Genomic DNA, 24,760 nt, shown 5'->3' with positions numbered 1-24,760 from the left:
TTTTAGTTACTATTAATTAACATTTTATGGGAGATCTCTCTTAAATCTGTTGTTATTTTAAAAATATAAACTCCAGTATTAAGAGAAAGCGGTAATATAATATTTTGCTGATTTGAATGGATTGTTTTTTCTGTGATTTTTTGTCCTAAGAGATTAAAAACAGTAACTGAATTAACCATTTCGTTTTTCATATTAGAAATCTCTATAGCTTCTGTTTGATTATTATAATATGCTACAATAGATTGCTCCATTAGATTTTCTTGTATAGATAAAGTATTATCTAAAGAGAATACTATTTTAAAACGGTCTAAAATAACTCCGGGATATACTGTTGTTATATATTCTGAAGCTCTTAAATCGTGATATATCTCATTATCTTTTAAATAAACTTGGGTAGTTAATGGCACATTTTCAAGATCATGAATATGTATTTTTATTTCACCACCGTTTAACGTTTTTACAGATAATGGTAATATGGTAGACGGCGCAGTTTCAGCGATAGCTTGAATAATAAAATCTTTCTCGTTAATACGCCACAGCATATCTTCAGCATTTTCTTCGTTTACAGCACCATCATATGCCCAATCAATACCTGTTGTTGTATTCTCATCGACGGTTAATAATAATTGACGCCAATAGTTATTTGGTGAGACAAAATCAATTCGGAATTTAGGTCTTTCATCAGCTAGTTGTGTATTATCGGTTTCATTTACCACATTCAACTCACTTTCAATATTTTGTCTAAAAAACCAAGAATCGTTATTTGTTGATCCTTCTTTTACAAAAATACGCTGATCGTTTTCAAAAGTAACATCACCACCATCTTGAGCAACTACAAAAAATCCTTGAGCTACAGGAATGTACTGTCTAGGTGTTTTAGTAGGAGTTCCGGAATTACTTACATCATCATCTGGTGTGGCTTGTTGCACATCTAAATCGGCAATAGCTGGCACACCTCCTGATAAATTATAAAGTCCGTATCCACCTTGATATTCAGCAAGAATATGCGAATCTCCTCCATAATGTTCCCAAAAGTAAAGTGTTCCTGTTATAACATCTTCATTATCTAAAATAAACTCATAGCCATCAATTGCAGATGGATAAGGGTTTCCAACTAGGTAATTATTACCTGACGACAAGTTTAGTTTTACCGTACCGTTATTAGGTTTTCCGGCAAATATATAATTCTGATATCCTGTTAGAGCATCTGTACTGGTTCCTTTCATAGTATACCCAACACCTGTATTTAATCTTGAGCCACTAGTGATAGACTGCCAATCAGCATAGTTATCATCTAAATAATTATCAAATTTCCATAACCAATAATTTGAAATTTTCATTGGAGATGTATCACCATCATACCCTTCAACATAACTAATTGCTGCAGGAGATGTGGCATCTGTACCATCATACAAAACATCTGCCACTGAAAAATTTTCAGAACCATTAACAGGACTACTAGATACGCTAGTATGAACTGGTGATGACCAATAATTGTAAGTATATAAGTTTACAGTTCCTTGTTGATCGCGTTCTAGTTTTGCATTTGTACCATTATATAAATCACTATCTTCTTTTTGAATTAATTGCGATTCGCCTTCTAAATCTATAAAACCATCTAATTTTAAATACCAACTATTATAAAGTGCTTTATCTGTTTTGATTGAAAACTCTTTATTGTCATCAACTAATAAACCAACCATACCTTGAGTATCGGACGTATTTAAATTATGTTTTACATGTACTATTGAAGCATCATCTTCGCTACTCACTTTTGTTGTAATATCCCAAATATCGCCATGCAACCATGAGCTTTGACTTGTCCAATCCCCATCTGATTCTGTAACATAAGGTAATGGTGCTGTTTGGAAATAAATATCTTTTATGTTATATAATTTAGCTCCTACAAGTGTATCTACTTCGGTTGGATAGGTTTTTTTATCGTCTAGAATATCATCTTGATATCCATCCATTTTATAATATCTAATTAAATTTGAATTTAAAGCACCTATTGTTTTTGGAATGATTTTTCCTTTGTTAAAGTTTTCATTTTCATCTAACTCTTGATGTACCATATGTTTTATTTCAAGAGGCGTTAATACACGATCAAAAACACGTACTTCTTCAATTTCACCTTTAAAATAAAGAGTATTATTTGGTAAAGAACCAATTCGGAATTTTGAGGTATCATTAGGAACACTTCCCGAATCTATACTTGCTACTTCAATACCATTAATATATAGTATTGTTTTACCCGCTGTGGTTGTTACTGCAACATGCTCCCATACATTTTGAGTTATAAAATTTCCACTAATATTAATTCCATCAACACGAGCAATGACCCTGTTATTTGGAGAAACTCTAATAAAAATTTTATTTTGACCTGCTATAATTTGTCCATCAGCCAATGCATTATCACCATCTGTTTTCACAAATGCCATAATAGTAGCATCTGTATTATTTAACGCATTATCAGCTTCAACATAATCATTACGCCCATCAAAATACAGGCTATAACTTTCATTTAAATCTCTAGGCGATCCAAATATGGTGTCATTTCCATCTCTAGAGTCTACAACACCATCTCCATCTGAATCTGTTTCATCATCAATAACACCATCATTATCGGCATCTAAACCGGTATAAATTGTGGTATCAATATCATAAACAGACGTTAGGTTATTATAAACATCTAAATAATCTGGAATACCGTCATTATCGGAATCTAACGTATATCCGGTTGCAGCATAAGCAATTCCTTGTGAGTTATTTCCGTAGGTATTAGCATAACTTGCTCCTTCAGTATAATCTGAATAATAATCATATACATCTAAAATACCATCTCCGTAATATTCTATATTTTCATCACCATCGGTATCTTTTATTCTAAATAACTCAGACTCTGGTCCATCTCCAACTCCGTCTCCATTAATATCTCCATCTCCATTAATAAAATTTGGATAAGGGTTATTTGAATTTTGAGCACCAGATTCATCAATATCAAAAAGCCCATCGTTATCACTATCTAAATCTAAATAATTTGGGATACCATCACCATCGGTATCAAGAATTGTTTCGCCCTCCAAACTATCTAACATTCCGTTTTTATTCACATCAACCCAAGTGACATCAATTTTCCCTGTGCCGTTACTACTACTTGCAAAACCAGCTTCTACAACATCTGGAATACCATCATTATCTGAATCTAAATCAAACGTATCAGCAATACCATCACCATCCATATCACAAAGTGTTTGCTGAATATTGATATCATCGATAGCTAAATCATTTCCGTTTCCTCCTGGAGATTCATTAATAAACTGTACAATAAAAGTAGTTTCGCTAGTTATGATTTCTTCAGGTTCAAAATATTTCCAAATAGATACATCACAATCATTTCCGCTTTCACATCTTGTAATTTCACCTGTTGTAAATGTTTTAATTATGGTAGAATAATCTGTTTTTAAGAAGTTAACTCTAATATTTGGTTTTATTCTAGTTCCTCCTTCTAGTTCTGAATTACTAAAAACGCTGTCTTTATTATCTATATTTACAGCCCAAAAACTGTATGTAATTGGCACGTTTGGGATAGTTCCTGTAATTGTGGTTTCGTAAAAGACACCCGGATTAACATCAGCATTAAAAATAGCCATTCTCCCATTAGTATCACCTGGGGTATGATCTTCAATTGGTGCCCAAGCGTACCATGCAAAATTTGCTATAGCATCATTAGGTCCTACTGTTTCGCCTTCTATTCCTGTGGTTATTAAACTATGCACGGTATATTCGCCGTCATATAAACTTGCATTTTCAACATTAGGACATTCTGTAGTATTAACATCTCCATCACTAGCATCTCCATCTTCCAAACAATAAGTTGTTGTAGCATCGTAAAGTATACTAATATCTGAACTTCGACCAATACCTTCACCAAAAGTTTCATTTAAAAACTTATAATTAGCTTTTACAGCCGATGGTGATAAATTACATGACTGTTCTTCATATTCATCTGGTATACCATCATTATCATCATCAATATCTACATTATCAAAAATACCATCGCCATCACTATCATAAAATTTTTGATCTTTAGATGCCGAAATGTTATAAACAAAATAAGGAGACGTATCATAATTAATACTATTACTCTGTATGGTTATAGTAGATGTTTTTGTATCTAAATCTAGTACTTCAGCAAAAAACTCTACAGTAAATATTGTTGATTCTCCTCCATTAATTGTAAAAGGAAAAGAGACACCTGTAAGTGAAAAATCTGTTGTATTTGAAAACGTAATTGCATCAATAATTAATGGATAATACCCTAAATTAGTAAGCGTATATACTCTATTTGTAGTTTCTCCAATATTAATAGATCCAAAATTTGTGAAATCTGTAATTAAGGGTGTATTTGAGGCGTCTCCGGGAATACTATTTCCTCCACCAGAAACACTTAACTCTGGATCTGAGTAGTTATTTTTTACATCTATAATATAATCTTCAAATTCTTCGTTTTTATTATTTGTATTTCCACAAGGGTTTGTTGAAGACCAATATTGTCTCATTCCTACACGCATTACCGTTTTACCTAAACTAGCTGTTGCAGGAATATCTATTATAATATCACTTAAACCCTTACCAAGTTCGGTAGATAAGTCAAAAAACTCATCATCAGGATCATTATCACCATTTCTATAAAAAACACCATCATGGTTTAAATCAATATACACCCCCCAACCAGAGTTAGCTCCATTAACCGTAATAGAAGTTGTATAACTACTTCCCGGAAAAACCTCAACTGTTGGAAGATTTGTATAATCACCATAACCTCCATCATCACCATTACTCGTCCCGTTATTTATAAATGTTGAATTTTCACCAGTAACGCTAAAATTTGTGATATAATGTGACCCATTTGAATTACTTGTAGGTACGCAATACGCATCTGACAATATGGTTGAAAATGTTTGAGTTGAAGACCAAATTTCTGAACCGCCACAAACACTACTAACCTGAAATTGGTAATCTGCTAATTGAGACAACCCTGTAATATCATAAGAATTTGTAGACGTAGTAGCTACAACCCATGATGTTTCACCTTCAACACGGTATCTAATTCCGTAAGACCCTACACCTAATTGCTCATCCCATGTAACTAATGCACTTTGATGATCTATGTCTGATACCACAATATTAGATGGTGCTTCTTGGGCTATTATTGTTATATTTTGAGTTACTGATACACTATCATCTGAAGCTGTATATAACCAAGTTACACTATAAGCTCCTGGGGTTGTAAAAGTAGTAATATCACTTGTTGTTGGCGTAATATCTTCACATTGATACCCTGAATTAGCAGGTGTAACAACAGTATATTCGCAATAAGCGGTAACATCAGCTATAATAGGCGCTACGAGACCTCCTGCATATTGAACAACTGTTACTGTAGACGTACAAGTATCTGAATCTCCAAACACATCCTCAACAGTTAAAGTTACTGTATTAGTTCCTAAATCATCACAAGTAAAATCTGCTTTATTTACAGATAAAGATACGGGTCCATAACCAACAGTTGAGCCATTATCAATATCATTTCCGGTAATTGAAGCTTGACCAAAAGCATCTAATACTATTGAAACATCTTTACAAATAGCGTTTGGAGGAGCTGTAGCAAAACCTCGTAAATAGGCATCATCTATATAAAAACGATCATCTCCACTGCCGCCTACATTATATACTTTAAACTTAAAAGAGGTTACATTATCTTCTCCTGAACCAACACCATCGTTTATATTTAAAGTAAACTGATTAACACCAAAATTTTGATTTATATTGTTATCAATTAATAAAACCGCTGTTTCCCATCCACCTGCATTATAAGCGTATTGTATATAAAATTGATTATTATCATTATTTCCTTCGGAAGCATAATCTAAAGAAAACTCGATATCTGTATATCCTGCAACATCATAATTATCAAACTCTACAATCTCACTTGCTCCATGCCAATCTCTAATCATTAAACTATTAGGTGCAGAGGTTGGAGTAACACCGTACTCACCAGTATCATCAACAACTGAAACACTCCCATTCCCTACGGTAGCTCTATAACCCCAAGTATCATCTGGAGTTAAAGTCGCAATTTGTGATGCCGTATTACTATCCTGAATAATAGAATTTGTGGAACCTAAAAATTCGTTTTTAGCTATGGTAGTTTGTGAAGCTATATTTATACTAAAAAAGAGCGCATATAATAATGCAATATAGGGAGAGTAGGTATTTTTCATAGATAGAGTGAATTAATAAAACTTAACCTCCTTATGATTCTTAATCTAAGTTTTGTAAGAAAAAGACTTCAACAAAAAACAGATAATCGAATAAAAACACATTAAGCAGATACAAACATAATACATACAACTCTTATTAATAAGCAATTAGATAATAAAATAAAACATAAAACTCTATAAACAAATCACTTAAAATACACTTATTAACAAAAAGTTTTAAGCATATTTACCTTAAAAAATAGCATAAAAAAACCAAAAACATTGATTTCTCAAATAATTTTTGGTTTAAAAAACAGACTTTAACGTCTTCTATATTTTAATTAACTTACTTGAAACCAACAACTTTACACCTTCATTTATTTTAATAATATACACACCATTACTTAATGTTTCTAAGTCATTAAAAGTAATTTCGGTTTGTGAGTTTTCAACAGTTCTTGTCTTAATTAATCGCCCTTGAATATCATATAAAACAATTTCTAAGCCATTATAATTTCCGCTTGACGGTAATTTAATAGTTACAATACCTTGTGTTGGATTTGGATATATTGAAAATCCTTCAACATTTAAATCTACCGTTGATAGCGTATCAGGTAAAGCAAAAACAATAGCAAAACGTCCATTAATAACTCCAGAGTTTACGGTAATTGTATACTCAGACGCTCTTAAATCGTGATATACTTCACCATCTTTAAGGTAAATAGGTAAAGTTTCCTCTACATTTACTAAGTCGTCAATAGTTATTGTAATAGTTCCCCCTGCATTTGTTTTTACAGATAGTGGTAATATTGTAGTTTCTGTAAGTTCACCTACACCTTGAATAAGGAAATCTTTATCTTCAATGTACCAAGTAAAATCTTCACTATTTACTTCATTTAATTCGGCATCATACCCCCAATCAATTGCTGTTGTTGCATTTTCATCAACCCCTAGTAATAATTGACGTTTGTAATTATTAGGTGCTGTAAAGCCTATACGAAGTTTTGGTCTTGTATCTAACAGTATTTCTTCATCTGCAGCCACACTAGTTGCTTGCCTAAAAAACCATGAGTTTGTATTAGACGCTCCTTCTGTTACAAATGCTCTTTGGTCATTTTCAAAAGAGATATTTCCATCAGTTCTCCCTACTACAAAAAACCCTTGAGCTACAGGTATATATTGTTTAGGTGTTTTTGAACTAGATCCTCCACTAGAAATTCCTGCGGGAGAAAAAGCACTAGTTCCTCCAATAAGGTTATACACACCATAACTTCCTTGATATCCAGCTAATACGTGAGTACCTCCTCCATAATGCTCCCAAAAATACAAAGTACCTGTACTATTAGTATTATCAAGAATAAATTCATTAGCATCTATTGCAGATGGGTATGGATTACCTACTAAGTATTCGTTACCTGCATTTACGTAATGAGAATAAGTACCGTTATTAGGTTTTCCTTCAAAAACATAATTTTGTTCATCATCTTCATCGCCATCTGCAGTTCCTTTCATTGTATATCCTACACCTGCATTAATTTTTGATGTGCTTGACAGTGATTGCCAATCTGAATAGTTATTACTTGTAAAATTATCAAATTTCCATAGCCAATAATCTGCAATTTCCATTGGTGATGTTGATCCATCATAACCACCAACATAACTAATTGCTGCAGGGTTATCTACATCTGTACCATCACGTAACACACCTGCTATTGTGTATGTTTCTGTTCCGTTTATAAGACCAACTGCGTTACTTGTATGTACCGGAGACGACCAATAATTGTATGTGTATTTATTTACGGTTCCTTGTTGATCGCGCTCTAACTTAGCAGTAGCACTAGTATATAAATTACTGTTTTCTGTTTGAACTAATTGCGATTCGCCTTCTAAATCTATAAAACCATCTAGTTTTAAATACCAACTATTAAATAGTCCTTTATCATCTTGAATAGAAAATTCTGCGTCATCATCTACAAGAAGCCCTAAAGTTCCTTGTGTTGTAGCGACATTAAGGTTGTGTTTTATATGCACAATTGAGATATCATCTGGATTATTTGCTTTTGTAGTAATATCCCACATACCTCCATGTAACCAAGAATTAGAAACCGTCCACTCACCAGCAGCTTTTGTTACATATGGTAACGGTGCTGTTTGTGGATAGATTAATTTGATATTATACAATCTAGCTCCTGCCGTAAGGTCTCTATTTGCTGGATCGGTTTTTTTATCGTCTAGAATATCGTCTAAATATCCATCCATTTTAAAGTAGCGTACCAAGTTTGTATTTAAAGCTCCAATGGTTTGCGGAATTATTTTCCCCATATTGAAGTTTTCGTTTTCATCTAATTCTTGATATACCATACGTTGTATTTCTTGTTCGCTTAATGCGCGATCAAAAACACGTACTTCTTCAATTTCTCCTTTAAAATAATTTTTATTATTTGAACGTGCGCCAATTCTGAATTTTGTCACATCAGTTACAATACCTCCAGAATCAAGACTATCTACTTTTATTCCATTTACATATAATATAGTTTTGCCAGCAGTTGTTGTTGCTGCAATATGTGACCATATACCATTTACTATACTGCCTGTTTCCAAGTTAGAATTATTGACACGAATCCTAATAGAATTATCCTTATTTATTCTTATAAGAAATTTATTTTGACCTACAACCTGTTGTACAGTTTCTAGCTTATTATTACCTTCTTTTTTTACAAATGCCATAAGAGTAGCATCTGTATTACTTAATATATTATCATCTTCAACATAATCATTACGTCCGTCAAAATATAAACTGTAACTCTTATTTAAGTCTCTAGGCGATCCAAATATCGTATCGTCTCCATCTCTAGAATCTGGCACACCATCATTATCACTATCAATAAAGTTTCCTGATTGGCCATCATCAATAAGGCCATCGTTATCGGCATCTAAATCTGCATAAATAGTATTTGCTATATCATAACTTGTTCCGTTAGATGTGGTATCTAAATAATCTGGAGTTCCATCACCATCTGTATCTACAACAAGGTAAGTTCCGTTAATTTGCCCACTATTTCCATAGCTATCACCAAAAGTAGTTCCTTCTAAAAAGTCGTAAACATCTAAAATACCATCTCCAAAATACTCTATATTTCCATCACCATCGGTATCTTTTTCTCTAAATTCTTCGGTATCTAAACCTTGACCAACCCCATTACCAGAAATATCTCCATCTCCGTTTACGTAATTTACATCGGTAGAATTAGTGTTTCCCATTCCAGATTCATCTACATCAAATAATCCATCATTATCACTATCTAAATCTAAGTAATTTGGTACGCCGTCATTATCAGTATCTAAAACTGGCTGTGTTGATAAAGCGGCAAAACCATCATGTAAACCATCGTTATTAGCATCTACCCAAATAGAAGTATCTACAGTTGCAGTACCGTTAGAATAAGCGCCTAAACCAGCTTCAACGATATCAGGAATTCCGTCATTATCACTATCTAAATCAAAAACATCAGCAATACCGTCACCATCAGAATCACAAAGTGTTTGCTGAATTTTAATATCATCAATCGCTAAATCGTTTCCTAAACCTCCTGGTGAGTTATTTATAAACTGAACAATAAACTCACTTTCATCTGTTGAAATTGTTGGTGGCTCAAATAATTGCCACTCAGACATGTCACAATCATTATCTCCTGAACATCTTAAGATATCATCTGTTTCATATTTTGAAATAAGTGTACCATCTGTTCTTAAAAACTTAACTGTAATGTTTGGTTTAATACGCGTTCCTCCACTGGTATCACCACCACTTAAATTACTATATTTATTATCAATATTCATTACCCAAAAGCTATAACTTACTGGCACTCCTGGTAAAGTTCCTGTAATTGTAGTTTGGTAAAATACACCAGGATCGTTACTGGCATTAAAAATAGCCATATTTCCGTATGGGCTATCATCATTATCTGCATCATCAGGGGTATGATCTTTAGTATTTGCCCATACTCTATGTGCCCAACTTGCAATAGCATCATCATCACCTGGTCCCACAAATTCACCACTAGCACCACTTGTTATTTTATGGTTAATAGTATACTCACCATCATTTAAACTAGGGTCATTTAAATCTACACAATCTATTGTATTTGCACTTGCCGTTCCATCTTCTAAACAATAAGTTGTAGTTGCAGTATATAAGGTACTAATAGCATTACCTCTCCCTGGACCTACCCCAAAAGTTTCATTTAAAAACTTATAATTGGTTGTAGTTGCAGACGAAGATGCAGCACAAGCGTTTTGCTCATCTACATCAAGAATACCATCATTATCATCATCTACATCTACATTATCGTATATCCCATCATTATCACTGTCGTAGAATTTTTGATCGGCATCTCCTGTTATTTTAAATTCGTAATTTGATGTAGCAGTATCACTACTATTAATAACAAGTTTTGCGTTTTCTGTAGATTCGTTAGTTGGTGCAAACTCAACCTGAAAAGTTGTTGATGCTCCCGAAGCTAAAGTTATAGTTGCAGGATTATTAATAAGTACAAATTGTGTTGAAGTTGGCGCAAAAGGACTTAAAGTTATACTATTAACTGTTAGATTTCCTGTACCTGTATTTTCAATAGTATAGGTGTTAATTTGAGATTGACCAACATCAATAATTCCAAAATCAGTATCGTCTGTTGCTGATGGTGTATCATCATTATTCGTTATAATTGTACTATTTCCTGATATTTGTATTCTTGGGTAAGGTGCTAATGCACTAATTATATTTACGTTGTAGTCTTCAAATTCACCCTTTTGGTTATCATTTGTACAAGATGTAGAAGAAACATTATTATGCTTTATAGCTAATCGCATTCTAGTAACTCCTAATATAGCTGTTGAAGGGACTGAAACAGAAAAAGTATGACTACCCGAGTTAACCGTTGGTGTATTTGTTGCAGAATAAACTTTTTCATTAGCATCGTCAAAATCTCCATCATTATTAAAGTCTATCCAAACCACTAATCCTGTTGTATTATATGAATTAGTAACAAAATCAACCACCATAGGATAATCATCACCAATAGCTAAATCTGTAGTAGGAGTAGTGTAGTATTCGTAATTATTTGCTGAATTATCCGAAGGGTTATCTATATCTCCAAATAATACATTTGAAATATAAAACTGATTATTAACCCCAATATTTATAGGCATGCAATATGTTAGATTTACACTCCCCACTGCACCAGAACCTGTAGTTGAATTGGTCGTTAAAAACACATCGTCGATATAAATAATCTCATTACCTCCCGGACTAGCATCTGCCGATAATTCTAATTTAAATTTAAATGTAGATGCAGAGCCTATATTAAGCTTAAATCGGTTTGATTGAAATGTTCCATCATCTACCGCTGGCATAAAATTAAGCGCTCCATTTCCTCCTTGATGCAAGGTTACATCTGTTTGCACACCATCAATCCAATAGGTTAGATTTATATAATCACCAGAACTAAGATTATTATTTGTAGCAAAAGAAAATGAAAAACCAACATCCGTTTTACCACTAATATCTATCTCATCAAATTCTACATAATCTATACCTGTCCAATAATCTCTTATATTCAAAACAGATGAAACACTTGTATTTCCATTAGTACCTGGGTAATATACTTTCCCATTATCTACATAAGCTGTAAACTCCCAATTATCATCAGAACTTAATTGTGATTCACCTGAAGTAACACTACCAGAATCTGCTACACTAGTTTCGTAGTTAGAATAAAACTCATTTTTAACAATGGTAGTTTGTGCACTTACTTGAAAAGTAAAAGCAGCCAAAAAAAGGCATAGAAAGGTGGTCTGAAAACTCGGGAGAAGTTTCATAGCTATTAATTATTTAGGGAGTTAAATATATTTTGAAAACAACCACACCTTACTGTAACAAAATAGACCTAAGGGAAAATCTAAAATTACATATGAGTAAACTAAGTTATTTACAAATCACAAAATTAATCTATAAACTCCTAACTACAAGAAACACGGCTATTTAAGACAAGATCTCAAATCAACACAGTTTAAAATAAAATTAAAAATTCTTTTTTTATATCAAAAAACCAACCTATATAACTATTTAAAGTAAATTATTCTCATTAAATCATTATAAAAAATAAATTATTCGTAAAAAAAAATTATTATTTTACATAAAAATCATTACTCTTCATCCTTTTTTAATAACCGTTCAACGATTAGTCTCTAAAAATAAAACAACAAAAATGTAGTCCAATTCTTATAGTATCGGCGTTTTTATTCAAAAAAGCAGTTTAAAATTTTATACAATAAATTCAACAAGGTCTTCTATTTTTGAAATCAGCTGAATTTTAATAGTTGTATTTTTTAAAGCAATCTTATTATACTTAGACACAAAAATGGCTGAGAAGCCTAATTTTTCAGCTTCAAGAATACGCTGTTCCACACGTTGCACGGGTCTTATTTCTCCCGACAAGCCAACTTCAGCAGCAAAACAATAATTTGAAGGTAATGATTCATCTTCATTTGAAGACAAAATAGCTGCTACAACTGCCAAATCTATCGCAGGATCATCAACAGTGATTCCTCCTGTAATATTTAAAAATACATCTTTAGCACCTAAACGAAAACCTGCTCTTTTTTCTAAAACAGCCAATAACATATTAAGACGCTTGGCATTAAATCCGGTAGCACTACGCTGCGGAGTACCGTAAACAGCAGTACTTACCAAGGCTTGTACTTCAATCATTAAAGGACGCATCCCCTCAAGTGTTGCCGCTACAGCATTACCTGATAATTCATCGTCTTTTTGGGTAATTAGTATTTCGGAAGGATTAGAAACTTCTCGCAAACCAGAACCTTGCATTTCATAAATACCGAGTTCATTAGTAGATCCAAATCGGTTTTTATTAGCTCTAAGAATTCTAAATACATGATTTCTATCGCCCTCAAATTGCAACACAGTATCTACCATGTGCTCTAATATTTTTGGACCAGCTATATTTCCATCTTTAGTAATATGGCCAATTAAAATGACCGGAGTTGCGGTTTCTTTAGCAAATTTAATAAGCTCAGTTGTACACTCTTTTATTTGAGAAATACTTCCTGATGACGACTCAATATAGTCGCTATGTAGGGTTTGTATAGAATCTATCACCACAATGTCTGGTTCAAGCGCAGCAATTTGCTTAAAGATATTTTGGGTTTTAGTTTCGGTTAGTATATAGCAATTATTGGTACTTGGATTAATACGTTCTGCACGCATTTTTATTTGTTTCTGACTTTCTTCTCCAGACACATAAAGTGTTTTATATGGTAATTTTAAAGCTACCTGAAGTAATAATGTACTTTTTCCAATACCAGGTTCACCTCCTAATAGGGTTAAAGATCCTAAAACAATACCACCTCCAAGAACGCGATTAAACTCTTGATCAAAAGTATCTAATCTTGCTTCTTTTGACACATCAATTTCATTCACCAATAAAGGTTTTGAACCACGTTTAGCTTTGCTAACTTCGGGAGTTTTCCAATCACTTTTTTCAGGTTTTTCAATAACCTCTTCAGCAATGGTATTCCATTCTTTGCAAGCCGTACATTGTCCTTGCCATTTACTGTATTGTGAGCCACAATTCTGACAGAAAAATGTTGTTTTCACTTTTGCCATAAACACGTATTATCGTATATTAATAAGAAGAATTATTTTATTTTAAAAGGGAAAATTAATAGCCAAAATCTGCTTTTATAGCATCAGCTTGTTCTAACATTTCATCTTTAGAAATTCCTCCAATTTCTTCTAAAACATAAGCAGAACGATACATTTTCATTGCTTTTTTAGATTCACCTATCTCTTCGTAATAACGTGCTAAATAGTAATGACCTAATAACGTATCTGGATATTCTTTTCTTGCTATTTTTCCTAATTCTTCATAATATTCCCATTTTTCACTCTTTTTAATTGCTGCAGAAATAGCTTTAAAATCGTTCACTAAAATAGGTTTATCAATACCAAATAAGGTTTCAATGGTTTCATACTTTTCTAACAAATAATCTACTGGAGATGTTTTTAATTTTAATATAGTATTTGTGTATTCCTTTTTAGTTATAGGCTGAAATATTAAGAAAATACTTTCTAACGCTTTAGGAATTGCGTGAGCAGGAAGTGCATAATGAGAAGGTCCTTCAAAAGTATCAAAATTATATAACAAGTTTTTATTTTCTACCGTTTTTAAAGCATCATTTAAAGCATTTGTACCGGTTTGTATTTGTTTAATATCATTATCTGAAGTTGCTAAATAATAAAACACTTTCTTTTCTATTTTCTCAAAACGTCCGGTAAGATAAGTGGTCATTTCTGGAGCTAAATCTGGACTAAGCGCAACATAAGCATGAAATATAGGTTCATCTTTTAGCAAGAAATAATTGATAAAATTAGCTGTTTGCCCATGACCAACAATAACTTTAAACTCTTCTAGCTTATAATTTTTACTCATATGTGGTAATAATTCCATCCCTAAAAATTCAAAAAACGCGCCTCCTTTATCAACAGGTAAAGAATTTTGTTCAGAATATGCTGTGTCTTCAAAACGTGTTTCACCTTGTTTTACACCTACAATAATAGCATCAGGAATATCATCCCAATAAGAATAGTAATCAACATTCCCTGCTACGGCTTCAAATAAATAATCGCCATCTAAAACCACAATTAATGGATACTTTTTATCTGCGTCACTATCATATCCTCTTGGTAAAAGAATTTTTAGTTGACGATCTTGGTCTAATTTTTCTGAAAAAATAGACTCATAAATTGCCTGAGATTGCATAGTTGTAAATGCTAAACTCAAAAATAAAAACGTGATAATTTTCTTCATAATAGGTGCTTTATAAAATGTTACTGCAAGGTAAAAAATTATTCTTTCCTATTGTAGATTGGCAGATAAATTAAAGACAAACCCCCCAATATAATAACCATTACGGTTTGTGTAGACCACATGATCCAGCCGAAAGCACGACTAGCATCTTCTGGTAAATTGAATAACAAAAAGGCAATAACAACAGCTTCTGGGTACGACCCCACACCACCATTTGTTGCAGCAATACTAAAGCTTGCCGATATAAAACCTATTAAAATTGCGGCCATTGGTACTGGCTGTAATTCAGCTATAGCGAAAGATGTAACATAAAACATTAAAACATACATCGCCCATATAAAGAGGGTATGAAAGATAAATGCCCACTTTTTTTTCATTTTGAAAATACTCAAAACACCCTCTATCAAACCAAACACAAAATTTCTTACTTTTTTAGCAAATACTGAATCACTTTTTTTGAAGTACACAAAAAGTACAACTGCAAAAGCAATAAGGATTAATAAAGCAATAATTATTTTTAATGGATTAAATTTTTGAAGGAAGAAATTATAAATAAATTCGAATTGTAGAAATAAAGTTACCGCAACAATCCCAAGCATTACCACCAAATCTGCCACACGTTCTGAAACAATAGTTCCAAAACCCTTCTCAAAAGGCACATTTTCGTAATTAGTAAGTAATGTTGCTCTGGTAACCTCTCCTGCTCTAGGTATAGTAAGATTTACTAAATAGGCTGAAAAAACAGCCATAATACTATTAGATAATTTAGGCACATATCCCAGAGGTTCTAAGAGGAATTTCCACCTATACGCTCTTGAAACATGACTTAATAATCCAAAAAACAAACCTAAAACAATCCAATAATAATTGGCATTCTTAAAGTATTCTAAAAGCTGAGAAACAGAAATTTTAGACAAAGAATACCATACCAAAAACACTCCCAAAACTAATGGCAGTGCTATTTTTAAGATTGCAAAAAGCTTGGTTTTCAATATTATTTTAACAAATTAGTTGCCTCATCAGGAAACACTAACGATGGTTTAAATGATTTTGCAGATTCCATATCCATAAATCCGTAAGTGATTAAGATTAGGATATCTCCTGGCGACACTAGTCTGGCTGCAGCACCATTTAAGGTGATTTCTCCAGAGTTTCTTGGTCCAGGAATCGCGTAAGTTTCTAATCTTGCGCCATTATTATTGTTTACAATTTGAACTTTTTCACCTTGAACAATATTTGCGGCGTCCATTAAATCTTCATCAATAGTGATACTACCAATATAGTTTAGGTCGGCGCCCGTAACTTTTACTCTGTGAATTTTCGATTTTACTACTTGTATTTGCATAAGGCAAAGATAATTAATTTAATGCGATATTATCAATAAGTCTAATATCATCTGCATATACAGCTATAAAGGCTCTATATGTGTTTTGGTTAGATTTTCGTTTTGTTGTTTTTAAGGTCTCCACATCTGCAATTATAAAATATTCTAATTCTAGAAGTTTTTGTTTTGCAAATTGTGCCTCAACCCATTCTGTAACTTTCTGAGCACTTTTTGTGCCAAATTTTAATTTTGCCTGCTGAAGCGTTTCATATATAAACGGAGAAATTGTTCTATATTCTGATTTTAAACGCACATTACGAGAGCTCATTGCTAAGCCATCATTTTCTCTGTGAATAGGACAACCTTTAACCGTTACAGGAATATTATATTTCTCTACAAGTTTTTTAATAATCATTAATTGCTGAAAATCTTTTTCGCCAAAATAGGCTGTTTTCGGCATAACAATTTCAAATAAACGCTTTACAATAGTACCGACGCCATCAAAATGTCCATCTCTAAATCTCCCTTCCATTTCGTGTTCTAATCCGTCGTAAGAAAAATGAGTAGAGGTTACATTTTCACCATAAATATCGGCAACACTTGGCGCATAAACAATAATGTTTTTTGATACTGTTTTTAGTAATTTCACATCAGCATCAAGTGTTCTTGGGTACTTATCTAAGTCTTCGGCATTATCAAACTGCGTAGGATTTACAAATACTGTAACAACTACAAAATCGTTTTCACTAAGCCCTTTTTCAATTAAAGAGAGGTGACCTTCGTGCAATGCGCCCATAGTAGGCACGAGTCCCAAGGTTTTTCCGCTTTTCTTAAACATCTCTAAAACAAGATGTAATTCTGATTTTTTATGATAAATATCCACAATCTAAATATAAATTTATAACGTGCAAACTTAATATTTTACGGACAATCTGCATAAAATTTTGTACTTTTGCATGTTTTTTATTTATAATTTACAAAAACGAATAGATTTATGAAAGATAAGAGAATATTGTATGTGTCATCGGAAGTAGTACCATATTTACCAGAAACTGAGATTTCTTCAATGTCATTTGAAGCTCCAAAAATGGTAAACAAACAAGGCGGGCAAATACGAATATTTATGCCTAAATATGGAAATATAAATGAAAGAAGACATCAACTTCACGAAGTAATAAGATTATCGGGAATTAACCTTGTGATTAACGATCTAGATATGCCTCTTATCATTAAAGTTGCATCTATTCCTAAAGAACGTATTCAAGTTTACTTTATTGATAATGAAGAATATTTTAAAAGAAAAGCAACGTTAACAGATGAAGACGGAAAACTTTTTCAAGATAATGACGAACGTGCTATTTTCTTTGCAAAAGGAGTTATTGAGACCGTAAAGAAATTAAACTGGGCTCCAGATATTATTCATGTAAATGGATGGTTAGCATCATTACTACCTTTATACTTAAAACAGTTTTACAAAAACGAACCTCTTTTTACTGAAAGTAAAATAGTAACCACGATATACAATCAAAGTTTCGATGGTGCGTTAGATAAAAACATGATTAACAAAATTAAGTTTGATAAAATTGACGACGACCTAATTAAAGGTTTAGAAGATCCAACTTATAATAACATCATGAAAAATGCAATAGATAACTCTGATGCATTAATAAAAGGATCGCAAGACATCCCTGAAGAACTAGAAAAACATTTAGCCGCTTCAGACAAACCAGTGCTAGATTATTATGCACCAGATGAGTTTGCAGACCCATATACAGAATTTTATAACACTAAGGTATTAAGCTAGTGAAAACAGTGTAACATCTTTGTAAAGTTTTGTTAAACAGAACCCTGAAAAAAGTGAAGATGTTACATTTGATATTATAAAACAAGAAAAACTTAAATGAAAAAAAGAAAAATTGCCCTTAGAAACGTTACTATACTCTGCTTAATAGTAACTTCTTTTATAGCATGTGATAAAGATTTTGCAAGTATTGACTCTGATATTGTAAATAACTCTAACGCAACACACTACAATACAGATAGTGAGAAGTTTGATGTAATTGCTTACAGTAAAAAATTAGGTCCAGTACAAACCAATAACCTGCCTGTTAATATGTTTGGAGCATATAACGATCCATTTTACGGATTAACAACAGCTAGTTTTGCAAGTCAATTAAACGCTTCTTTATTAGATCCCGATTTTGGAACCATAGTGTCATTAGACTCTGTAGTTTTAACGATCCCTTATTTTAGCACTTCTTTAGGAACAGATGCCGATGGGATTCCTGCTTATGAATTAGATTCTATTTACGGAAACGGATTTATCAATTTTTCTATTTATGAAAGTAATTATTTTCTAAGAGATTTTGATCCTAGTTCAGATTTCGATGAATCTCAAAGCTATTATTCAAACACATCTGCTTCTGAAACAGAAACTATTAATCCTTCATTTTTAGAAGGTACGCTTCTTTACAATAGTTCAGATGTTGGATTATTCAAACCAAGTTCAGACCCAATACGTTTAGATATTGATGGAGAGTTTGATGAATTTATAGCACCAGCACTACGCTTAAAACTAGACACTGATTTTTGGCAAGAAAAAATACTTGACAGAGAAGGTGAACCAGAATTAAGTAACCAAAATAACTTTAACGATTACTTTAGAGGTTTATACTTTAAAGCAGAATCTACAACTAGCGGCGGTACATTATCACTTTTAAACTTAGCGTCTTCGTCAGCAAACATCACTATTTATTACACCAAAGAATCTATTACAGAAGATGTTGACGATGTACAATCAACCTTTTCTTTTAGTTTTGGTAACACTGCAAATTTCTTGTCAAATAATTTTAATGTTACATTAGCAGATGGAGATCCTGTAAATGGGGACGAAAAACTATACCTAAAAGGAGGAGAAGGCTCAATGGCTGTAATTAATTTATTTAACGGAGATGAAGATGGAAATTCAACAGAATTAGAAGACTTCAGAACCAATAATTGGCTAATTAACGAAGCTAACCTAGTCTTTTACGTAGACCAAGATCTTGTAAATAGCGAAGAACCAAACCGTATTTATTTATACGACTTAGAAAATAAAACGCCTTTAGCAGATTATTATTTAGATGCATCAAATTCAACTACTGAAGCTTTTTCAAGAACAAGTCACCTAGGACCATTACAACATGTAGATGATGACCCAGAAGAACAAGGTATTAAATACAAGATCAGAATTACTGATCACATTAACAACATCCTACTTAACGACTCAACAAACGTAAAATTAGGACTCGTAGTTTCTGGTAACACAAATCTAGAAAGCACTTTATTACAATACAAAATTCAAAGTGACGATGAACTTGTTAATGAAATCCCTGGAAGTAGCATTATATCTCCAAGAGGAACAGTATTATACGGAAACAACACAACAAACGAAGATAAAAAACTACAGTTAGAGATTTTCTATACTGAAGAACAAAACAATTAATAATATATGTGTGGAATAGTTGGATATATCGGACATCGTGAAGCATACCCTATCATTCTTAAAGGTTTAAAACGTTTAGAGTATAGAGGTTATGATAGCGCAGGAATAGCCCTTTATGATGGAAATGACATTAAAATGTCTAAGACAAAAGGAAAAGTTGCCGACTTAGAAGAAAAATTAGAAAAAGAGATTTCAACAAAAGGAACCCTAGGGATTGGTCACACACGTTGGGCAACTCACGGAGTGCCAAACGATGAAAACTCACACCCTCATTATTCCAACTCAGGAGATCTTATAATTATCCATAACGGAATTATTGAAAACTACGAGTCTTTAAAAATAGAATTAATAAAAAGAGGTTACATCTTTAAATCTGATACAGATACTGAAGTACTTATCAATTTAATTGAAGATGTTCAGAAAAGTGAAAACTTAAAATTAGGAAAAGCAGTACAAGTTGCTCTTAACCAAGTTATAGGAGCCTACGCTATTGCTGTATTTGACAAAAAGAAACCTAACGAAATTGTTGTTGCAAGATTAGGAAGTCCGTTAGCTATAGGAATTGGTGAAGACGAATATTTTATTGCTAGTGATGCTTCTCCGTTTATTGAGTACACTAAAAATGCTATTTATCTTGAAGATGAAGAAATGGCAATTATTAGACGTGGAAAAAAGATTAAAGTAAGAAAAATTAAAGATGATACTGTTGTTGCACCATATATGCAAGAACTAAAATTAAATCTTGAAGAAATAGAAAAAGGTGGTTACGATCATTTCATGTTAAAAGAAATATACGAGCAACCAAGTGCTATATTAGATACCTTTAGAGGCCGTTTATTATCAAACGAAGCTATTATTAAAATGGCTGGTGTTGAAGATAACATGAAAAAGTTTCTTAATGCAGACAGAATTATCATTGTTGCATGTGGAACATCATGGCACGCCGGATTAGTAGCCGAATACGTAATTGAAGAATTAGTAAGAGTACCTGTTGAAGTTGAATATGCTTCAGAATTTAGATACCGTAATCCAATTATAACAGACAAAGATGTAGTTATTGCCATCTCTCAATCTGGTGAAACTGCCGATACTTTAGCAGCTATTAAATTAGCCAAATCTAAAGGCGCTTTTGTATTTGGAGTTTGTAATGTTGTAGGGTCATCTATAGCACGAGAAGCACATGCAGGAGCTTATACTCACGCAGGACCAGAAATTGGAGTTGCCTCAACAAAAGCATTTACAACACAAATTACTGTACTTACACTTATTGCTTTACGTCTTGCAAGAGCTAAAGGTGAGTTATCAAGTTCAGAATTCAGACAACATTTAATAGAATTAGAGTTAATTCCTGAAAAAGTTGAAAAAGCATTAAAATCTGACGCTTACGTAAAAACTATAGCCGAAATATATAAGGATGCAAAAAACTGCCTATACCTAGGACGAGGGTTTAACTTCCCTGTTGCACTAGAAGGCGCTTTAAAACTTAAAGAAATTTCTTATATCCACGCAGAAGGATATCCAGCTGCCGAAATGAAACATGGACCAATTGCTTTAATTGATGAAAACATGCCTATTGTTGTTATTGCAACAAAAAAAGGGCATTACGAAAAAGTAGTTAGTAATATTCAAGAAATTAAATCTCGTAAAGGGAAAATTATAGGTATTGTAACCGAAGGAGATGTTAGTGTAAAAGGATTAGCAGATCATGTTATTGAAGTTCCTGAAACTATAGAGCTTCTTACACCATTACTTACAACTATTCCTTTACAGTTATTATCATATCATATTGCTGTTTTATTAGACAAGAACGTAGACCAACCAAGAAACCTTGCAAAGTCTGTAACTGTTGAGTAAAATATTTTAAATTACAACCATATTAAAAGAGTGTTAAATTTATATTTAGCACTCTTTTTTTATTAAATACCTAATATCACCCTTATTTCATTAGTAAATCACAGTTAAATCTCACAGTTTTTATCAAAAACGCATTATAATATCATATAATTATATATATTGCTATTATAATAACTTAACTTATTTCCTAAATGAAAACAATTTTCAAGATTTTTATGCTGTTTTCTTGCGCATTTACTTTCGCGCAGAGCACAGTAAAAGGTAACATATCAGACAATAGTGGTCAACCTTTACCGGGAGCCAATGTTATAATTGTCGGAACATCATCAGGTACAATTTCAGATTTTGATGGAAATTATATCCTCAAATCAGATCAAAACCCACCTTACACCATTCAAATAAGCAGTATAGGGTTTGAAACCGTAACCAAACAAGTTACACAAAAAACACAAACTATAGATATCGCACTTAATGAAGGTACCGCTTTAGATGAAGTTGTTATTTCAGCCTCTAGAACTCCAGAGCGTATTTTTGAATCTCCAGTAACAGTAGAACGCTTTGGACTTAAAGAAATAAAGAATACAGCTTCAGCCGATTTTTATGGCGGTTTAGAAAGTCTTAAAGGTGTAGATGTTAACACAAGTAGCTTAACATTTAAATCAATAAACACAAGAGGATTTGCGGCTTTTGGAAATCCACGCTTTATGCAATTAGTTGATGGAATGGATAATTCAGCTCCGGCTTTAAACTTTCCGTTAGGAAATTTAGTTGGAATGAATGAAACAGATGTACAAAGTGTAGAGCTACTTCCTGGAGCTGCTTCTGCATTATATGGTGCAAATGCATTTAATGGAATTTTATTTATGAGAAGTAAAAACCCATTTGATCACCAAGGAATTAGTGGATACCACAAGCAAGGGATAACATCTCAAGATGCTGGTGGAGATAATACATATAGAGATACTGGAATTAGAATGGCCTATAAATTTAGCGATAAGTTTGCTGCAAAAGTAAATTTTGGTTGGTTAAAAGGAACAGACTGGTATGCAAATAATACTGAAGGAAAACCAGGAACAGGAGCAACTAGAGCTGATGTTGGTTACGACGGATACAATGTATATGGAGATGAAGTTTCAACAAACATAAGAGCTGCTGCAGGTGGATTAGGAATTATACCTAATGTAAGTGTAAGTAGAACAGGTTATGATGAATCAGATTTAACAAACTATAATGCCGAAAGTATTAAAGCCGATTGGGGGTTATATTTCCGTCCATGGGCTAACGATTTAGAAATTGCTTATGTAGGGAAAGTTGGAACAGGTTCAACAATCTACCAAGGTACAAACCGTTACAATATTAATGGATTTATACAACAACAACATAAAATAGAAGTTCGTAATGATAATTTCTTTGTAAGAGGATACGTAGTCGCAGATAATGCTGGAGATTCTTATGATATGGTATTTACAGGAGTAAATGTTAATAGATACTGGAAAAGTGATACTGACTGGTTTGGACAATATATTGCTAAATATGCAGAATCTACTTTAGGTGGTGCAAGTGAAGCTACGGCACATGCATTAGCAAGAGCTGAAGCTGATACAGGTCGATTAATTCCTGGAACTCCAGAATTTAAAGCTGCTTTTGATCAAGTTATTAAAGATCCTGATTTAAGCACAGGTTCACAATTTAAGGATGCTTCAAAATACTACCATGCAGATGCAAACTATAACTTTTCTCATTTATGGGATGTTGTTGAAGTACAAGTTGGTGGATCTTACAGAAAATATAGCCTAAATTCTTCGGGAACAATATATACAGATTATGATGCGCCTATTGAATATTCTGAATTTGGAATATACACACAACTTCAAAAACAATTTGATTTAAGTGAAGCAGTATCATTAAAACTTACAGGTTCTGCGAGATATGATAAATCTGAATATTTTGATGGGTTCTTATCACCAAGACTTTCAGCAGGGTTTACCGTAAACAGAGATCATAATTTTAGAGCTTCTGTACAAACAGGATTCAGAAACCCTTCAACTCAAGATTTATTTATTGGATTAGATTCAGGAAGAGCAATACTTGTTGGTTCTGCTCCAGATAACTTAGATAGATACTCAAAAGAATACACTGCAACTAACGGAAATGTTTATACACAAACTGGTGCTGCAGCTTACAACAATTCATATTCTGCTGCTTCAGTAATTGCTTTTTCTGAAAGTGGAAATCCAGCAGACTTAGAACTTGGTAATTCAGCATTAGTAAAACCAGAAAAAGTAACTTCCGCAGAAGTAGGATACAGAGGAAAATTAAATAGAATAATAGTTGACTTAAGTGTATACTATAACAAATACCAAGATTTTATTTCAGGAGAAAACGTAATCGCACCTTTATATGGTGACGCTGGTGATAACTCTACATCTCTTGTAGCACTTTCTAATGGAGATTATAAAGTATACCAAACTTACACTAACTCACAAGCAGATGTAAACTCTTATGGAGGATCTATTGGTGTATCAACTAAAGTATTTGGTAATTTTGATTTAGGAGGAAGTTATACGTACACAAAACAAGATTTTGATTCTGAAAAATTTCCAGATTTCAAAACAAACTTTAACACACCTGAACATAAAGTAAAAGCTAGCTTTGGAAACACTGAAGTTATCAAAAACTTAGGATTTAATTTAGCATGGAAATGGAGTGATGATTATTTCTGGCAAGCAACATTTGGAGACGGGGATATTCCTGCATTCCATACTATTGATGCGCAAGTAAGCTTTAAAGTACCATCATTTAAATCTGCTTTTAAAGCTGGTGCAACAAACGTACTAGGTGACGAATACTTTACAGCTATTGGAACAGGAAACATTGGATCAATGTACTATGTATCTTGGACAATTAATAACTTATAAAATTTACTAAATCACACATTTACCCTTAA

The 24,760-nt window shown here is 32.8% G+C and carries 11 protein-coding genes; 4 read left to right on the top strand and 7 right to left on the bottom strand.

The genetic code is table 11. The features are described 5' to 3' along the window. Positions 1 to 2 precede the first annotated feature (2 nt). The 7 genes from ACU4C5_RS06365 to panC form a co-directional block, all read right to left on the bottom strand. Positions 3 to 6,284, bottom strand: a complete 6,282-nt coding sequence (locus tag ACU4C5_RS06365) for a DUF8693 domain-containing protein (RefSeq protein WP_446846226.1) — start codon at positions 6,282 to 6,284, stop codon at positions 3 to 5. Between the two features lie 309 nt (positions 6,285 to 6,593). Next, positions 6,594 to 12,140 (bottom strand): DUF8693 domain-containing protein, encoded by a 5,547-nt coding sequence (locus ACU4C5_RS06360; RefSeq protein WP_446846225.1) that lies wholly within the window; start codon positions 12,138 to 12,140, stop codon positions 6,594 to 6,596. A gap of 445 nt (positions 12,141 to 12,585) precedes the next feature. Further along, a complete protein-coding gene (gene radA / locus ACU4C5_RS06355; protein ID WP_446846224.1) occupies positions 12,586 to 13,947 on the bottom strand; it encodes a DNA repair protein RadA in 1,362 nt (453 codons plus the stop codon). A 55-nt stretch (positions 13,948 to 14,002) separates the two neighbouring features. Next, a complete protein-coding gene (locus ACU4C5_RS06350; RefSeq protein WP_446846223.1) occupies positions 14,003 to 15,151 on the bottom strand; it encodes an alpha/beta hydrolase in 1,149 nt (382 codons plus the stop codon). Positions 15,152 to 15,189: 38 nt separating this feature from the next. Further along, positions 15,190 to 16,143, bottom strand: coding sequence for a lysylphosphatidylglycerol synthase transmembrane domain-containing protein (locus ACU4C5_RS06345; protein ID WP_446846222.1), 954 nt, complete (start codon positions 16,141 to 16,143; stop codon positions 15,190 to 15,192). Between the two features lie 2 nt (positions 16,144 to 16,145). Next, a complete protein-coding gene (gene panD / locus ACU4C5_RS06340; RefSeq protein ID WP_446846221.1) occupies positions 16,146 to 16,496 on the bottom strand; it encodes an aspartate 1-decarboxylase in 351 nt (116 codons plus the stop codon). Between the two features lie 13 nt (positions 16,497 to 16,509). Next, a complete protein-coding gene (gene panC, locus ACU4C5_RS06335) occupies positions 16,510 to 17,358 on the bottom strand; it encodes a pantoate--beta-alanine ligase (protein WP_446846220.1) in 849 nt (282 codons plus the stop codon). A 111-nt stretch (positions 17,359 to 17,469) separates the two neighbouring features. Here panC and ACU4C5_RS06330 point away from each other — a divergent pair, with 111 nt between their 5' ends. The 4 genes from ACU4C5_RS06330 (at position 17,470) to ACU4C5_RS06315 (ending at position 24,731) form a co-directional block, all read left to right on the top strand. Further along, positions 17,470 to 18,279: a glycogen/starch synthase gene (locus tag ACU4C5_RS06330; protein WP_446846219.1), complete on the top strand. Its 810-nt coding sequence runs from the start codon at positions 17,470 to 17,472 to the stop codon at positions 18,277 to 18,279. Between the two features lie 96 nt (positions 18,280 to 18,375). Further along, a complete protein-coding gene (gene bamH / locus ACU4C5_RS06325) occupies positions 18,376 to 19,959 on the top strand; it encodes a BamH family beta-barrel-assembly machinery protein (protein ID WP_446846218.1) in 1,584 nt (527 codons plus the stop codon). Positions 19,960 to 19,965: 6 nt separating this feature from the next. Next, positions 19,966 to 21,813, top strand: a complete 1,848-nt coding sequence (gene glmS / locus ACU4C5_RS06320; protein WP_446846217.1) for a glutamine--fructose-6-phosphate transaminase (isomerizing) — start codon at positions 19,966 to 19,968, stop codon at positions 21,811 to 21,813. A 191-nt stretch (positions 21,814 to 22,004) separates the two neighbouring features. Next, positions 22,005 to 24,731, top strand: a complete 2,727-nt coding sequence (locus ACU4C5_RS06315) for a TonB-dependent receptor (RefSeq protein WP_446846215.1) — start codon at positions 22,005 to 22,007, stop codon at positions 24,729 to 24,731. The last annotated feature ends 29 nt before the right edge of the window (positions 24,732 to 24,760 follow it).

The organism is Lacinutrix undariae, assembly GCF_052934785.1.
This window is presented reverse-complemented; position numbering and strand designations above follow the sequence as displayed.

Bases quoted from the DNA above. Each gene is read 5' to 3' on its own strand.
- ACU4C5_RS06360 (WP_446846225.1), bottom strand. From the start codon at position 12,140: ATGAAACTTCTCCCGAGTTTTCAGACCACCTTTCTATGCCTTTTTTTG.
- ACU4C5_RS06315 (WP_446846215.1), top strand. From the start codon at position 22,005: ATGAAAACAATTTTCAAGATTTTTATGCTGTTTTCTTGCGCATTTACT.
- radA (WP_446846224.1), bottom strand. From the start codon at position 13,947: ATGGCAAAAGTGAAAACAACATTTTTCTGTCAGAATTGTGGCTCACAA.
- panD (WP_446846221.1), bottom strand. From the start codon at position 16,496: ATGCAAATACAAGTAGTAAAATCGAAAATTCACAGAGTAAAAGTTACG.
- bamH (WP_446846218.1), top strand. From the start codon at position 18,376: ATGAAAAAAAGAAAAATTGCCCTTAGAAACGTTACTATACTCTGCTTA.
- glmS (WP_446846217.1), top strand. From the start codon at position 19,966: ATGTGTGGAATAGTTGGATATATCGGACATCGTGAAGCATACCCTATC.
- ACU4C5_RS06350 (WP_446846223.1), bottom strand. From the start codon at position 15,151: ATGAAGAAAATTATCACGTTTTTATTTTTGAGTTTAGCATTTACAACT.
- ACU4C5_RS06330 (WP_446846219.1), top strand. From the start codon at position 17,470: ATGAAAGATAAGAGAATATTGTATGTGTCATCGGAAGTAGTACCATAT.
- ACU4C5_RS06365 (WP_446846226.1), bottom strand. From the start codon at position 6,284: ATGAAAAATACCTACTCTCCCTATATTGCATTATTATATGCGCTCTTT.